This window comes from Corynebacterium sp. HMSC063A05, from assembly GCF_001809695.1.
Classification (GTDB): Bacteria; Actinomycetota; Actinomycetes; order Mycobacteriales; family Mycobacteriaceae; genus Corynebacterium; species Corynebacterium amycolatum.
The window spans coordinates 33,237-48,336 of sequence record NZ_KV798504.1 but is presented as its reverse complement, the minus strand read 5'-3'; the positions used below and the strand labels follow the sequence as shown (position 1 = coordinate 48,336).

The window sequence follows — 15,100 nt, the reverse complement described above, 5'->3', positions numbered from 1 at the left end:
GGTCTGCTGCGAGTCGACAGCGCCGAGCACACTCAGCATAGAAAGGGCTAAAACGACATGGGACGACACGCCTCGGGTGAGAACAACTATCGAGTGGCTAAGGGGCCTTTTATTGCCGTCTTGGTCGTCATTGTTCTGGTGGCTGCGGTTTTTGCCTGGGTTAATCTGCGCAAGAGCAACGATTCGTCGATTGATGCGGACCGTGCACGGTGTACCAAGGGTGACCTGACACTGGTGGTGACCGCTGACCCTGCTGCGGTGGGCTCGGCACAGAAACTCGTGCAGGACTATGGCGAGTCAAATCCCGTGGTGAGGGACTTCTGCGTGCGGCCACAGATTACTGTGGCCGGCTCGCAGGAGGTTGTGAACGCCTTGGCTGATGCTGACGGTGCTGAAGCTGGTGAGGGGGCTCCGGAGGACCCCGCTGCGGATGATTCTGCAGCTGACGAGGCCAGTGCCGGAATTATGACGCCGGGAGTCTGGATTCCCGCCGATATCTCCTTCGTGGATCAAGCGAAGAATTCAGACAAGGTCAAGGTCAACAACCCCAAGACGTGGTTGCCACCGATTGCCAGTGGCGTGGCCTTCACAACCAATCGTGCTGACCAGCTGAACAACGCCACCTGGGAAGAGCTTGCGGGATTGCGCGTGGCCGCCCCCGGTGGCTCCGATGCTGCACTGTCTGCCGTGATCAGTGCTCGACTTGGCGGCGGCCCGGATGTCGCTCGCGAACGCGCGGACTTGGGTGAGGTCTACACCTCCAATACTCTGCTGACCATGCTCGGCCAGAATGTCGCCGAATTCGACGGTGTGGCCGCAACCCAGCCCATGCTGCAGATGGCCGGCGAGGGGCTGAAGCTGGTCTCCCCTGCGGATGCACCCCAGCTGCACGCGCCAGTTGTCACCTTTGGCTCCGGCGGCAAGATCGACGAGAACACGGCTCGCGCGGCCGAGGACTTCCGGAACTTCGCGGCAGATCACGGCGCCGACGGCGAAGCTAGTGAGAGCACCTTCAGCCCTAAAGTAGCGGAGAACTTTGGAGTGCTCTCGCAGATCCAGACAGATTCCTTTGCGCTGCCGCCAGCACTGGAGCAGCCGGATGCGCAACAGCCCGCAACTGCGGTAGGCTCGGCGCTCCTACTCGCTGACACCTCCGATGGCGTCGATGTCGGGGCGCTATCCGCTGCTCTGACCGGCGCTATCGATGCCGCACCTGGTGGCCGCTACGGCCTGTGGACATTCGCCCCCGAGGTGAACCGTCTCGCGGAACTTCCAGCCCCCGATGACGAGGCCAACAATGGCGCAGACGCCGTAAAGAGCTCGCTGGCCGAACTTCCGGCCGGTGGTGAGGCGCAGTTCTGGCCAGCGCTTATCGATGCCTACCAGGCCGCCCGCGACACCTACTCCCCTGACAAGCCGAACCGGCTCGTCGTGCTCACCTCGGGGCGCGATGCCTCGGGCGCCGATGCCGCCGAGTCCGTCGAGCGAATCAAGGAACTCATTAGCCCGGACCGCCCGGTAACGATTGAGGTCATCGTGCTTCCCGACGGGGACAGCTCCATCCCTGAACTGCAGGAAGTGGCGAATATGACCACTGGTTCTCTGCGCATTGCGGCTGACTATGGCGATGGCCTGGCCTCTCAGTTGGCTGCGGCAATCGGTACCGAGTAACCAGCAAAAACCGCCTCCATCTGGCCCAACCTCGGGAGAGGAAAACGGAACCAGTTGTGGAAGGCGGTTTTCGTTTAGTTTTGTTTCGCTTCTTTGAGCGGCGGCCGTAGCAGCAACGCCACTATCTAGCCGTATCGCTGGCTGTTAGGAGATGCGGCGGCGACGGCGCTCAGCCAACTCGTCGATGCCAGTACCTGGGTTTTCCTGAGTACCGTCGATACGCTCGGATGGGAAGGAGGCGATGGTGCCAGTCAGTTCCTTCATAATGCCCGGGACAGCAATGCCGAACACTCCCTGGCCACCGTTGAGCAGGTCAATGACTTCTTCATTGGAGCGACACTGGTAGACGGTGCGACCGTCGGAAACCAGCGTGATGGTAGCCAGATCATCGACACCGAGGTCGCGCAGGCGGTCGACAGCCAGGCGGATGTTCTGCAGGGAAATACCGGTGTCCAGCAGGCCACGAACAATCTTCAAAACGAGGATGTCGCGGAAGGAGTACAGACGCTGGGTGCCCGAGCCCTTGGCGGTACGAATCGAAGGCTCAACCAGCTTGGTGCGCGCCCAGTAGTCCAGCTGACGGTAAGAAATGCCCGCTACCTGACATGCGATGGGGACGCGGTAGCCAACTTGCTCGTCCGGTCCCATGTCGAACAGGGATTCCTGGACCGCGCGTGGCTCTTGCGAGTCCGACGCACGGAGCTCATTGTCGCCAAAGAGCGAACCGCTGTTGTCGTCGACCATATAAATTCTCCCGAGGTAGTTTCACTGCCGCTATTTATCTTTCGCCAAGGTTAATCGGCTGTCAATACATCACAGGACGACACGCCGAATCTCTAAACCTAAAGTTAAGGTTTAGAGTTTGGAGTCGCAGTTTCCCCAGCTCAAGCACAGCCCGGGAGAAAAACCCCAGGAAGGGGTGAAACTATAACTTAAGAAAAGTTACCCCTTTTATGGGGTCATTCAGCGACGTGCCGGAGGAAATACGCGCCACAACTACATCAAAAGTTGTCAGGTGTTCACTCCAGTCACACTGCTAACGGTCGCCATCGGAAGCCGAGTCGGCACCACCGTCGGCTTCACCATCGGACTCCCTACCCTCCGCATCACCATACGGCTCGGCAAAGTAGTCAGCATCAATACTGTCGAGAAATTCAGCAAACTCCGACACCGACGCCTCGACAGAGTCGGTCTCCGTGTCGTCGGTAAGCGAACCGCCATTGGTAGCGACAAGACGCGCCGACACCGACATAGCATCGAGCACATCGCGTGCAACATATAGCGGCACCTCAAGCTCGCTGGCGATAAGGATTAGGTCGGAGGGGCGCATATCGATCTCTGCGCCGCCTTCGAGCACCAGGCTGGCGATGAAAACACCCTCATGCACGCCCGTAATCTGGCCGCGTAGGGCGCTCTGCCCCACCATGTCCAGCGTGTCGACAAAGACGTCATGCATGCCCGGACGACGCTGCGTAGCGCCGGTCTCGCGGGCGGAGTACTCCGTCGCCGTCGCCAAATCAATCCAAATCGGGATAATCCGGTTAGTCTCTTCGGCATGCAGGAGCAGTACCGGATCGTCCTCAGGAGGATGCGCCATCCAGTCTAGAAACTTGACTTCTACGAGTTTTTCGTCCATAACAGCGATAATTGTAGCGAGCCGCTATTCACGCGGGACTACTGACTACTTCCCCAGATCTTTGTTGACCTGGCGCTTGACCAAAGTGCCGTGCAGCGTGACCATCAGCGCGGTCATCTCACGACCCATTTCCACAGCCTTCTGCTTGCCACTAGCCGCACGCGACTTACTCAGCGGACCAGCTGCCAGCGACACCAAATCAGCCTCACGGGTCGCAGCGGTACGCACAGTTTTGAGGTGGCGGGCATCCAGACCGAACTCAGACAGCTTGACTGCCGTCTCGGTGATGAGCAGGTCATCGCCGTCGAACATGTTCAGCGTGTCCGGAGTAATCAAGCCGACGCGGACCAGCTCAGTGATGAACTTCTCGCTAGCGCCGGTGCGCTCTGCCAGCTCCGCCTGTGTCAGCGAGACCACTGCAGCTTCGCGGAACTGATCCGCCGTCACCAGTGGAGTAACCGAAGCCAGACCGTCGCCGCCAGCGTTGCCCGCATCAATTTCGTCGAGCTGCTCTTTAATAACCTTCAGCGGCAAGTAGTTATCGCGCTGAACGGTCAGAATGTAGCGCAGGCGGTCAATGTCCGCCTGGCTGTAGCGACGATAGCCCGAGGAACTACGCGACGGGCACAGCAGCCCTTCCGACTCGAGAAAACGAATTTTGGACAGCGTTACATCAGGGAACTCAACCTTGACTTCCTTCAGCACAGCACCGATGGTCTTCTTCTTGCCCACCGAGCGTGCTTGCTTCGCAGTGCTTTCTGACGAAGCCGGCTGCGAAACCGCTGATTTGTGTACTGCTGCCACTGGTCTTTTCCGAGCCTTTACAAAAATAAGGGGGTTAATGCCGACAGACGTCGACACTAACCGATGTCGAATTAGTTACCGATAAGGAATACGAGGCGGAACTTACCGACCTGGACCTCGTCACCATTAGCCAGAACCGCGGAGTTCTTCGGCTCGCGGTTAACGTAGGTGCCGTTCAGCGATCCCACGTCGACAACCTCGTAGGAGTCACCGTTCTTGCGGAACTCTGCGTGGCGACGGGAAACAGTCACGTCATCGAGGAAAATGTCGCTTTCCGGGTGACGACCAGCGGTGGTGACTGCCTGATCGAGCAGGAAACGCGAACCCGCGTTTGGCCCCCGCTTGACGACCAAGAGTGCCGAGCCTGCCGGAAGTCCTTCAACACCGGAGACCGTGGAGTCCGTGTTAGAGCTGGACTCCATCTCCTTCAGCAAATCTGCACGGAAGACCGAGGTGGTCTCGACCGATGCCTCTGGCTGGCCGCTATTGCTAGTCATATCTTTCCCTCCGGGATAACCTTGGGCGATTTACTCGTTACTTTTTAGATAATAGCGCCCCAACCGCTTTCGTGTTGTTATCTAATCCCAACCATGTTGTGACGCAGCTCACCGAGAGGGTATGTACAACATGATTGATATGCGTAAATACCGACATCGGAGAGCTTTCTCCGTGGGTGTACCTAGGCCGGTCACTTGAGAAATATTTTCAAATTGTTACCAAACCTGTGGTTACGGCTTACCTAAACATCGCTGCAATTGAACCGACGACCGAGCCACCACCATTGCTCAATGGGTTGTCGTTGACCATGTACGTCCACGTCGAGCTCGGGCGGGCAAGTCCCGTGTCCTCCAGATGCGCGCCATCGCTATCGATTTCGACCTCCTGGAAGGTCTGCACCGACTCGGTGACGGCATTGTTGACCAGGTGTTTAAAGGCACCGATGGCGGCGCGGTGGAACTCATCAATGGGGCTTTCCTTAGCCAGCGCGCGCAGGTGAATCGACTCCCGCAGGTCGTCCAGATCCGCCAGATGTTCCGACCATCCGAGATCCAGGTGGCTCAGCATAATTTCCCGGGCAGCGTCCTCGGCGACTTCGCGCCCAACTGCGGCTTCCACTTCCTTCGCCCGCGACGATGCCAGCTTGGACAGTTCTTCCCAGGCAGCATTCGTAGTCAGCAGTTTCTCCCGGCGCTCATCCAGAATCTCGCGCTGGTCGCCGATGAGCTTGTTGTACTTCCACGTCGTCGCATGAATGGACAGCATGGTCGCCTCTGTCACTCGCTGTGCTCGGTCGATGAACTGGTATGCCCGCTTATCGCGGACGCGACCGTCGTCTTCAGGCAGCACGCTCAGTGTTTCGCCGGCAGCACCTTCGGAAATCACCGGGTCATCCAGGGAGACAAAGAACACCGACGAGCCCGGATCGCCCTGGCGCCCGGCGCGGCCACGCAACTGGTTATCCAGTCGGTCAGTGCGGTGCTTACCCAGACCAATGACGCATAGGCCACCGCGTTCGACTACGGCATCGCGGTTGGATTCGTCTGCCCCTCCGAGGCGGATGTCGGTACCGCGGCCGGCCATCTGGGTGGACACCGTGACGCGGCCAATATCGCCAGCACCCGCGATGACTTGGGCCTCCAGCTCGTCGTTCTTCGCGTTCAGTACCGACGATTCGATGCCGCGCAGAACCAGCGCATCGGCCAGTCGTTCCGATTCCGCCACGTCACGGGTGCCTACGAGTATTGGTCGACCGGTGCCGTTGAGTTCCACGACCTCGTCGACAAGCGCGGCGAACGCGTCGTCGGTGGTGGCGTAGATGCGGTCGGGCTCGTCGTCGCGGACGCATGGGACGTTGGGTTCAATAACAGAGACGTGGAGTCCGTAGAACTCGCGGAACTGGTCGCCCGCGGAGGTGGCGGTGCCGGTCATGCCGCAGGTGATGTCGTAGCGGCCGACGAGTTGCTGGATGGTCATGGAGTCTAGGATGCGACCGCCCTCCGAGACTTGCAGGCCCTCCTTGGCCTCTACCGCCGCCTGGAGACCGTCCGGCCAGCGCTGCAGTTCCGCCACGCGTCCCTTCGAGGCGTCGATGAGCTGTACCTTGCCGTCGCGCACGATGTAGTCGACATCGCGCTGCAGCAGCTCGTGGGCGTGCAGTGCGACGTTGACCTGAACCAGGGTGGTGCCGACGTGTTCGGCGTCGTACAGCGAGCTGATGCCGAGCAGCCGTTCGACGCGCGCAGCGCCAGTATCGGTGAGGAAGACATTGCGGCGGCCTTCGTCGACGGTGTAGTCATCGCCGAGCTGCAGGCGGCGCACCACGTCGGTAATCTGCCCGGTTGGCGCGGTGCCAGGTTCGTTGCCGGCGAGCACGAGCGGGACTAGCGCTTCATCCACCAACACTGAGTCGGCCTCGTCGATGATGGCGACGGCAGCTGGCGACTGCACGCGGTCTTCAATGGTCGGCGCGCAACGGTCGCGCAGGACGTCAAAGCCGAGTTCGTTGACGGCGGCGTAGATGATGTCTGCCGCATATGCTTTACGACGCTCCCCCGGACCATCCTGCGGCGAAATAGCCGCCACCGAGAGCCCAAGGAACCCGAACAGCGGTTGCATCCATTGCGCGTCGCGGCCTGCGAGGTAGTCGTTGACAGTCACGGAATGCACGCGGTGGCCACGCAGCGCGAACCCGGCTGCAGCCAGGGCGCCGGAGAGAGTCTTGCCCTCACCGGTGGCCATCTGGACAACGTCTCCCTCCATGAGCGCCAGCGCGCCTTGCAGCTGCACATCGAAGGGGCGCATGGATAGGGTGCGTTGGGAGACTTCGCGGAGCGCGGCTAAAAGCTCCGGTGCATCGGTGGCGTGTTGGCGGGCGAAGTCGGCGAGGTCGGCGTCGGAAAGCGCCTGTACCTGTGGCTCGAGCTCAGCAGCGCGCGCCACCAGCCCTACGCTGCGTTTTTGGTTGCGCCCTTGCTTGCCGCCAAGAGCCTTCCAAAACCAATTAAACCCAGCCATCTTCTACCCTTCCTGCGCACGTGTGGTTGTCGGCGCGTTCTGACTCACCAGAGTAATCAATCTGGACCGGCCTTCGGAGCATCAATCGCTGCCAGCGAATTTGCACCATATGTCTTTGGTCACATCTTGAGTTTGAAACAATGGAGTTAACACTTGTTACGAGCAAATTTCGGAAGGACTTGAAATCCCCTATGGCAATCGAATTCATCCCCACCGCTGACCTGGTTGACGAGATCGGCCCGGACGTGCGTTCCTGCGATACCCAGATGCGCAACCTCGGCGGTCGCGTGGAGTTCTGCGGCAAGATCTCCACGGTCAAGTGCTTCCAGGACAATGCGCTGCTGAAGAAGGTCCTCTCCGAGCCGTCTGGGGGCGGCGTGCTTGTCATCGACGGTGACGCTTCGGTCCACACGGCGCTGGTCGGTGACGTTATTGCGGGGCTCGGCAAGGACAATGGCTGGGCTGGTGTGGTCGTCAACGGCGCGATCCGCGACTCCAAGCTGATTGGTGAGATGGACTTCGGGTGCAAGGCGCTTGGCACCAACCCGCGCAAGTCCACCAAGACCGGCGAAGGCGAGCGCGACGTCGTTGTCTCCTTCGGCGGCATTGACTTCGTTCCGGGCGAGACGCTCTACGCGGACTCTGACGGCATTGTCGTGCGCTAGTGCGATTGTGCGCTAGTGCGCGGTGCGATAGACGGCAAACAAACCGTAAGCAATAGCCGTAAACAAAAACCGCCGCCTCCCGGAATCTTCCAGAAGGCGGCGGTTATTTTTGTCGGGCTGACCGGATTTGAACCGACGACCCCCTCACCCCCAGTGAGGTGCGCTACCAAACTGCGCTACAGCCCGTGTGCACGAAAGTGCAACGAGCTATAGGTTACATCATTGGTGTTTGCTGGCGGAAATCGCCCCTGACGCATGCCCTACCTATCGCATTACTGCAGGTAGATGGTCACAGGCGTGGATGTCTCCGCCATCTGTCCCTCCGGTGGATCGATCGAGGCAACCTTGCCCATGATCGTGGCCACAGAATTGGTCTGGTTTCCCTCTGCGTCGACGACGGTCACGTTCTGGTAGCCGTTGGTACGCAGCTCCACCTCGACCGAGGCCGGGCTCTTGCCCACCACACCCTGCGGGATAGTACCCCAGCCGCTACTGCGCTCACCGGGCCCAGGGATAGCTGGCGGCGACTCGCGAAGTTGATCCAGCTCCTGCTCAAGGCGCTCACGGGTGTCGTTAATCGTGCCCGACGGGTCCAAACGATCGGTAGGGCTTGTCGTGGTTTCCTCCGGCGAGGTTGTCGTCGGCGTCGGGCTTGACGACGTCTCCTGCGTCGGCGCCGCCGTATTGTTGTTTTTGTCCTCGGTTCCCGAAGTGAAGGACAAAACCAGGGCTACCAGCGCGACTACGGCCACCATCGCGGCAATGGCCACGATGGCGACAGGCTTACCCCACCCCTTCTTGGAGTCATCGTTACCACTGTTGTCGCGGTTGCCGTTGTTCGGGTCGCCGTAACCGCCTGCGACACCTGCGGCGTACTGTTGGGTTGCACCTGCTTGCTGGCTCGCCTGACCATAGCCGCGTTCTTCTTCTGAAAGCGGGGCCCAGTACTGGCCACTGCCCTGTGCGCCGCCGCCTTGCGCCCCGACACCGGCACCTCGCGGGTTATCAAATCGTGTTTCACCGCCACGCTGGAGGAATTGCGTCTCAGAGGAGTCGCCACCGAAGTATTCGGTCGGTTGCTCGCCCGCAAAGTCGGCATCTGGGTTGTACCCGCGATGTCCCTCGCCCCGCGGAATGTAGCGAGTCGCGGAGTCATCGCCGTATGAGCTTGAGGAATCGCGTCCGTAGCTGTTGTCTCGGCCGTCGTGCTGAGAGCCGTCACGGTTGTTGCCGCGCCTGACCATTGTCAGTTCTCCTTATCGCTAATTTCCTAAAACTCCAAAATGCCAACGAAAAGCCCAAAATGCAATTGCCTAAATCACATTTTGGGCTTTTCTCAGCTCAGTTCGAGCGACTAGCAGGGCTTAAAAGCACGTCCCAGCGGCGCTTCCTAGCAGCTTCCTACCGGCGCTTTTTCTTCTCGCGGACACGCACCGCGATGCGCACCGGCGAGCCCTCGAAACCGAATTCTTCACGCAGCTTGCGCTCCAGGAAGCGACGGTAGCCGTGCTCCAGGAAGCCGGTTGTGAACAGCACAATCACCGGCGGGCGCGAGGACGCCTGGGTGGCAAACAGCACGCGCGGCTGTCGACCACCACGCAGCGGTGGCGGGTTCTGCTGCATGATCGCGCGCAGCCAGGTGTTCAGGCGACCAGTGGAGATGCGCTTATCCCACGACTCCACAGCCTCCAGCATTGCCGGCTCCAGCTTCTGCACAGCACGCCCGGTCTTGGCGGAGATATTCACCCGACGAGCCCACGGCACGTGCGAAAGCTGCTCTTCAATCTCGCGCTCGAGCAGGTCGCGGCGGTCCTCATCCATGAGGTCCCACTTGTTGTAGGCCACCACGAGTGCGCGACCGGAGTCGAGAATCATGCGCAGCACGCGCTGATCTTGCTCGGTAATCTGCTCAGAGGCATCGACCAGGAAGATCACAACCTCGGCGTTGTCAATCGTCGAACGAGTACGCAGCGAGGCGTAGAACTCGTGGCCCTTGGCGGTCTTGGTCTTCTTACGGATACCAGCGGTATCCACGAAACGCCACAGCGTGGCGTTCATCTGCACCAGCGAGTCCACCGGATCAACCGTAGTACCGGCCACGTCGCTGACTACTGCGCGATCTTCACCGGAGAGTTTGTTCAGCAGCGAGGACTTGCCCACATTCGGCTTGCCCACCAGCGCCACGCGACGCGGCCCGGTCGGCAGCGACTTCGCACGCGGCACCTCCGGGAAGGAGGCCACGACTTCGTCCATCACGTCGGCATTGCCACGACCGTGGAGGGCCGAGGTTGGGTGCGGCTCGCCGAGCCCGAGGGCCCAGAACTCCGCGACGTCGCCAAGCTGCGAATCCGACTCAAACTTGTTGGCGGCGAGAATAACCGGCTGCTCCGCGCGCTGCAGACGGCGGGCCATAACCTCTTCCGTGGCGGTGATGCCGACGGTGGTGTCAACGACCATGACAATCACATCGGCGGTCTCCATGGCGGTCTCCGCCTGACGAGCAATCGCCGCGTGCATGCCCTTGGCGTCCGGATCCCAGCCGCCGGTATCCTGCACCCAGAAGCGACGTCCGCCCCATTCTCCCAGGTAGGAGATGCGGTCGCGAGTCACGCCCGGGAAGTCTTCGACAACTGCTTCACGACGGCCAATGAACCTGTTAACCATGGTGGACTTACCAACATTCGGTCGTCCCACAATGGCCACGGTCGGAAGGGCTTCTTCCTCCTCGTCGCTCACGCCAAGTGCTGCGAATGCGTTTTCCAGCTCTTCCCAGTCGGCGTCATCGTCAATCTGGCCGGTTTCGGCGCGCTCGATCGCTTCGGAGATAATCGTCTCGTGGTCGGCAATCGTGCGGTCGATGAACTCGTCTGCGCTGGTGTGGCTGCCTGCGGTGCCTGGCGCGTTTTCGGTCTCCACGTTTGCGACCAGGTGTCCGGCGGTGTCGTCCTCGGAGTCCTCGTAAGAGCCCTCGAACTCTTCGTTGTCGACATCGTCCCAGTCCATGGTGGACCCCGGGTAGCCGGCCTCAACGACATCGAGGACGTTTTCCACGACCTCTTCGATGTCCATCTCAGAGGTGTCCAAAATGAATGCGTCTTCGGCTGGCTTCAGCGGCGAGGTCGCACGGTTGCTGTCGAGTTCGTCGCGGCGGATGACGTCGGCAAGCACGGTGTCGAAGTCAGCCTGACGACCAGCAGCAATGTCCTGGTCGTAGCGGCGGCGGGCGCGCACCTCAGCGGAGGCGGTCATGAAGATTTTCGCCGGAACGTCCGGGAGCACCACCGTGCCGATGTCGCGGCCTTCCACCACGCAGCGCACCGCCGATGCGGCCAGCGAGCGCTGGAGCGCGACCAGGTTGGTACGCACGGCCGGAATCGCGGAGACAGCCGACACGTTGCGGGTAACCTCCGGGCCGCGGATCTCGCCGGAGACATCCTCGCCGTCGAGGAGGACAGCGGTGGAGTTCGGGTCATCGGAGACTTCCAGTGGCAGGGCGGCCGTCGCCTTGGCCACGGCTTCCTCGTCGGCCGGGTCGATGCCCTGGCGCAGTACCCACAGGGTGGCCACGCGGTACATCGCGCCGGTATCCAGGTACTTTGCACCCAGCTCGGTTGCGACCATCCGAGAGACAGTCGACTTGCCAGTGCCGGAAGGGCCATCGATGGCAACCAACAGCATGTCGTCAGTGTTCTGCTCGCTCATGTGGGCTCCTTCAGCTCCTTGTTGTTCCACTCCGTGGTTTTCTTCGTTCTTCTTCACTAGTGCCATTTACAGCCCCACCGCGTTGTAGAGAGAGGTCAGCTCAGCGCGGTTGAGTGCGCGGAGAGCGCCCGGAGTCTGCTCGCCCAGCTGGACAGTGTGAATCTTAGTGCGCACCAGGCGCTCGACCGGGTAGCCCGCGGTCTTGAGCATCCGGCGCACGATGTGTTTGCGGCCCTCGTGCAGCTCGATGCGGACGATAGAGCGGCCCTGCCAAACGTCGATAATCTGCGCCATGTCCGCCTTGGCGATGCCATCATCAAGCTCAATGCCCTTTTCCAGCTCGCGCATGACCTTGGGGTCAACCTCGCCGACAACGGTGGCCATGTAGGTCTTGGTGACCTCGTAGCTTGGGTGCATCAGGCGGTTGGCCAGCTCACCGTCGTTGGTGAGCAGCAGCAGCCCTTCGGTGGGCGCATCCAGACGACCAACGTGGAAGAGTCGCTGACCAGCGCTGATCTTCTCACCGATGATGTCGCCCACACACGGACGGCCCATGTCATCGTGCATGGTCGACTGCACACCACGCGGCTTGTTCAGGACGAAGTACTGCATGTCCTCATTGACGATGACGCGGGAACCATCAACGCGAATCACAGATGTGTTTGGATCCACCCGTACGCCCTGTCGCGTCACAATCTTGCCGTCGACCTCGACGCGGCCTTCGTCGATAAGCTTTTCCGCCATGCGACGCGACGCCACGCCTGCCTGCGCGAGCACCTTCTGCAGGCGCACGCCCTCACCTGCTTGGCTGTGAGCGCGCTTGCCCGAGCTACGACGGTCGGAGTCCACGTGCTGATGACGCGCCGGGCGGGCGTTGGATACGTAGATGTCCTTCGCGTGGACGTTGGAGGTCTCCATCTTCGCGCCGCTGTCGCGACGGCTGCGATTGCGCTGGGCGTTAGTGGAGCCGTGTGCGCGGTTGGAGTGATTCTTACGGTTCTTGTGTGCCGGTGTGCCTTCTCGGCGAGCGGGTTTAGCCACTTGACCTACATCCTTTTCAAGCGTTGGAGAATGTTCTGTTTGTTAGAACGTCAGCGCCAGGCGACGCTGTTCTCTCCCCCGTGGGCCCAAAATGGCCGGTGGAAGCAGGTTAATAAAGAGAATTACAGAGAAAGCCTCGCGCCTTGTCGTCTAGTCACCTTAGCACGTTTCTCGCAAAACGCCAGCTTAACGACGTCCCGCGCGGCCTCTACTTCAAGGCGCCGCCAGAGCGCCCCTTAAAGCGCTGCGGCTCCCCTACAGCGCTGCGGCCCACTCTCGCACGCCCGGTAGCCACTGCGTAGCTTTCGACACAAACTCCTGCCGGCCCAGCGTGCCCGCTCCCGCCTGCACCGACCCCAGCAGCGGCACCCCGGTGATGCGTGGCAGTTCTTCCAGGTTCGTCTCGATGATCGGATCGACCTCCGCCGGCAGCGAACCGCCCACCAGCGCCGTGACATTGACCCCACGGCCCCGCGCCACCTCGACGGTGAGCTCCGCCTCGTTAAGGCACCCCAGGTCCAACCGCGTCACGACCACCATCTGGCTCCCCGGCAGCAACGCCGCCAGCTCCGGCAGCGCCCAGTCCTCGCCGAGCCTCACTAGCAGCCCGCCCGCGCCCTCCACGAGGACAACGCGGTTCGGCCCGTCGATAAGCTTGACCTTCTCCGCAATTTCCGTGGCCTTCGGCAGTCGCATGCCCGCGCGCTGCGCCGCCGCTACCGGCGCCATCGGCTCGGGGTAACGCTCGAAACCATGCAGGTTGTCGATCCCCGTCAGCTCCGCGACAGTGTCCAAATCACCGCCGTCAGGGCCCGGGAAGCCGGTCTGAATTGGCTTGACGACGTGCACCTCCTTGCCCTCCCCGCGTAGTGCCGCGGCCAGGGCTGCCGCGCCGATGGTCTTTCCAATATCCGTACCGGTGCCGGTGACAAGGACGATGCTCATGGTGGATGATGCTCCTTCTGCTTGTGGTGGTGTGATTCTGAGGCTGTGACGCTGTTGTGTTGCCTTGCTGCGCGGTTGGTCGTCGTCCCGATTGCGCTACTCGTTGTGCTGCTTCGCTGCGCTACCTACGTTTTTCCTCCGCGGCGACGATGGCGGCGATGGCCTCGCAGATACGGTCGACCTCGTCATTGGTGCTGATATACGGCGGCATGGTGTAGACCAGCTTGCCGAATGGGCGCAGCCACACCCCGGCATCAACAGCCGCTGCGGTAGCCAGGCCCATATCCACTGGACGCTGCATCTCCACGACACCGATAGCACCGAGGACACGAACATCGGCCACGGCATCGCTGCCGGCTAGGGGCTGGAGCTGGTCGCGGAGTCGGGACTCGATGCGCGGGACATCCTCACGCCACTGCCCTTCTGCAATCAGGTCGAGCTGCGCGCAGGCCACCGCACAGGCCAAGGGGTTGCCCATAAAGGTCGGGCCGTGCATGATGCCTCCGCCTGCACCACTGGAAATGGTGCGGGCTACCTCGGCGGTGGTGAGCGTGGCTGCGAAGCTCATGAAGCCGCCGGTCAGCGCCTTACCGACACACATAATATCCGGCACAATCCCGGCCGTCTGCGTCGTGAACAGGTCACCGGCACGGCCGAAGGCGGTGGCAATCTCATCCGCAATGAGGAGAATACCGTGCTTGTGACACAGCTTCCGGAGCCCCACAAGCAGCTCATGGTCATGGAACCGCATGCCACCAGCTCCTTGGACTACTGGTTCCACGATGATGCCGGCGACGGAGTCGTCGATAAGCGAATCGAAGTGCGCGAGATAACGTGCGCGTTCCTCTTCGGTTGCGCCGCGGGCGGGTGGTTTGTCGGCGAAGACCTGCGGAGTCCACTGGCCCGTCCACAGCGAATGCATGCCGCCCTCGGGGTCGCAGACGGTCATGGGCGCGCGGGTGTCGCCGTGATAGCCGCTGCGCCAGGTGGCCAGGCGGGTGCGCTCGGGATGGCCTTTGGCCTGCTGGTACTGCAACGCCATTTTGATGGCGACCTCGACGGAGACCGAGCCAGAGTCCGAGTAGAAGATGGCATCGAAGCCGGGGCCCGCGAGCTTCAAGAGTTTCTCCGCCAGCTCAATGGCCGGGCGGTGTGTCAGTCCCCCGAACATGACGTGCGACATGGTGGTGGCCTGCTTCTTCGCGGCTTCGACCAGCTTCGGGTGCGAGTGACCGTGGCATGCGGCCCACCAGCTGCTCATGCCATCGATCAGGGTGTGGCCGTCGGCGAGGTGGAGGTTGACGCCCTCGGCGGACTCGACCAGTTTGGGCGCGACCGGCGACGGGATGGGGCCGTATGGGTGCCAGATGTGGTCGGCGTCGAAGGCTGCGAGGTCGGCGACGGATGCTTGCGTTGGCTGCGGTGTAGGCGACTTCGCGGATGCTGGTGCAGACGACGGTACGAGCGGCTGGGTGGTTTCCGAGGCTGTCATGATACTCAAGCATAGTACCTGTACAGCGCCAGACTTGAACACTGTTCGGGGTTGGTGTTTGGGACTTTTCGCAAGGATTACAGACAGTCTCAGCGACTTTACGACACCCATGTCACCTCGTGGCAGCTG

12 protein-coding genes and 1 tRNA gene are annotated in these 15,100 nt (G+C 61.3%); 2 read left to right on the top strand and 11 right to left on the bottom strand.

All coding sequences use genetic code 11. The annotated features are described in order from the left end of the window. Positions 1 to 57: 57 nt before the first annotated feature. Positions 58 to 1,671 carry a vWA domain-containing protein gene (locus HMPREF2651_RS06740; RefSeq protein ID WP_049181068.1) on the top strand — a complete coding sequence of 538 codons (1,614 nt, stop codon included), beginning with the start codon at positions 58 to 60 and terminating at the stop codon, positions 1,669 to 1,671. Between the two features lie 144 nt (positions 1,672 to 1,815). Here HMPREF2651_RS06740 and HMPREF2651_RS06735 read toward each other — a convergent pair whose 3' ends face one another. The 5 genes from HMPREF2651_RS06735 to secA2 form a co-directional block, all read right to left on the bottom strand. Beyond that, a complete protein-coding gene (locus HMPREF2651_RS06735; protein WP_172620271.1) occupies positions 1,816 to 2,319 on the bottom strand; it encodes a MerR family transcriptional regulator in 504 nt (167 codons plus the stop codon). 388 nt (positions 2,320 to 2,707) lie between these two features. Then, positions 2,708 to 3,307, bottom strand: a complete 600-nt coding sequence (locus tag HMPREF2651_RS06730) for a bifunctional nuclease family protein (protein ID WP_049181069.1) — start codon at positions 3,305 to 3,307, stop codon at positions 2,708 to 2,710. Positions 3,308 to 3,352: 45 nt separating this feature from the next. Then, the gene (locus HMPREF2651_RS06725) at positions 3,353 to 4,111 is read right to left on the bottom strand and encodes a transcriptional regulator FtsR (protein WP_049181070.1); all 759 of its coding nucleotides are present in this window, start codon (positions 4,109 to 4,111) and stop codon (positions 3,353 to 3,355) included. 71 nt (positions 4,112 to 4,182) lie between these two features. After that, positions 4,183 to 4,608, bottom strand: a complete 426-nt coding sequence (gene odhI, locus HMPREF2651_RS06720) for an oxoglutarate dehydrogenase inhibitor Odhl (RefSeq protein ID WP_038625554.1) — start codon at positions 4,606 to 4,608, stop codon at positions 4,183 to 4,185. A gap of 238 nt (positions 4,609 to 4,846) precedes the next feature. Next, positions 4,847 to 7,126: an accessory Sec system translocase SecA2 gene (gene secA2 / locus HMPREF2651_RS06715; RefSeq protein WP_049181071.1), complete on the bottom strand. Its 2,280-nt coding sequence runs from the start codon at positions 7,124 to 7,126 to the stop codon at positions 4,847 to 4,849. 191 nt (positions 7,127 to 7,317) lie between these two features. On the opposite strand from secA2, the gene rraA reads away from it, so the two are divergent. Next, the gene (gene rraA / locus HMPREF2651_RS06710) at positions 7,318 to 7,791 is read left to right on the top strand and encodes a ribonuclease E activity regulator RraA (protein WP_049181072.1); all 474 of its coding nucleotides are present in this window, start codon (positions 7,318 to 7,320) and stop codon (positions 7,789 to 7,791) included. Positions 7,792 to 7,903: 112 nt separating this feature from the next. Here the strand turns inward: rraA and HMPREF2651_RS06705 are convergent. The 6 genes from HMPREF2651_RS06705 to HMPREF2651_RS06680 form a co-directional block, all read right to left on the bottom strand. Continuing rightward, a tRNA-Pro gene (locus tag HMPREF2651_RS06705) sits at positions 7,904 to 7,977 on the bottom strand. An 86-nt stretch (positions 7,978 to 8,063) separates the two neighbouring features. Continuing rightward, positions 8,064 to 9,035: a PASTA domain-containing protein gene (locus HMPREF2651_RS06700; RefSeq protein WP_049181073.1), complete on the bottom strand. Its 972-nt coding sequence runs from the start codon at positions 9,033 to 9,035 to the stop codon at positions 8,064 to 8,066. A gap of 157 nt (positions 9,036 to 9,192) precedes the next feature. Then, positions 9,193 to 11,493, bottom strand: coding sequence for a bifunctional cytidylate kinase/GTPase Der (gene der, locus HMPREF2651_RS06695; RefSeq protein ID WP_049181074.1), 2,301 nt, complete (start codon positions 11,491 to 11,493; stop codon positions 9,193 to 9,195). Positions 11,494 to 11,559: 66 nt separating this feature from the next. Continuing rightward, on the bottom strand, positions 11,560 to 12,411 hold the full coding sequence (locus HMPREF2651_RS06690) for a pseudouridine synthase (RefSeq protein ID WP_080972844.1): 852 nt from the start codon (positions 12,409 to 12,411) through the stop codon (positions 11,560 to 11,562). Positions 12,412 to 12,789: 378 nt separating this feature from the next. Beyond that, a complete protein-coding gene (gene bioD / locus HMPREF2651_RS06685) occupies positions 12,790 to 13,479 on the bottom strand; it encodes a dethiobiotin synthase (RefSeq protein WP_049181076.1) in 690 nt (229 codons plus the stop codon). A gap of 121 nt (positions 13,480 to 13,600) precedes the next feature. Next, complete coding sequence (locus tag HMPREF2651_RS06680) at positions 13,601 to 14,971, bottom strand: adenosylmethionine--8-amino-7-oxononanoate transaminase (RefSeq protein ID WP_080972840.1); 1,371 nt, start codon at positions 14,969 to 14,971, stop codon at positions 13,601 to 13,603. Positions 14,972 to 15,100: the final 129 nt, after the last annotated feature.

Coding starts and splice junctions, on each gene's coding strand:
- HMPREF2651_RS06740 (WP_049181068.1), top strand. CDS start 58: ATGGGACGACACGCCTCGGGTGAGAACAACTATCGAGTGGCTAAGGGG.
- HMPREF2651_RS06735 (WP_172620271.1), bottom strand. CDS start 2,319: ATGGGACCGGACGAGCAAGTTGGCTACCGCGTCCCCATCGCATGTCAG.
- HMPREF2651_RS06730 (WP_049181069.1), bottom strand. CDS start 3,307: ATGGACGAAAAACTCGTAGAAGTCAAGTTTCTAGACTGGATGGCGCAT.
- odhI (WP_038625554.1), bottom strand. CDS start 4,608: ATGACTAGCAATAGCGGCCAGCCAGAGGCATCGGTCGAGACCACCTCG.
- secA2 (WP_049181071.1), bottom strand. CDS start 7,126: ATGGCTGGGTTTAATTGGTTTTGGAAGGCTCTTGGCGGCAAGCAAGGG.
- rraA (WP_049181072.1), top strand. CDS start 7,318: ATGGCAATCGAATTCATCCCCACCGCTGACCTGGTTGACGAGATCGGC.
- HMPREF2651_RS06700 (WP_049181073.1), bottom strand. CDS start 9,035: ATGGTCAGGCGCGGCAACAACCGTGACGGCTCTCAGCACGACGGCCGA.
- der (WP_049181074.1), bottom strand. CDS start 11,493: ATGAGCGAGCAGAACACTGACGACATGCTGTTGGTTGCCATCGATGGC.
- HMPREF2651_RS06690 (WP_080972844.1), bottom strand. CDS start 12,411: ATGGAGACCTCCAACGTCCACGCGAAGGACATCTACGTATCCAACGCC.
- bioD (WP_049181076.1), bottom strand. CDS start 13,479: ATGAGCATCGTCCTTGTCACCGGCACCGGTACGGATATTGGAAAGACC.
- HMPREF2651_RS06680 (WP_080972840.1), bottom strand. CDS start 14,971: ATGACAGCCTCGGAAACCACCCAGCCGCTCGTACCGTCGTCTGCACCA.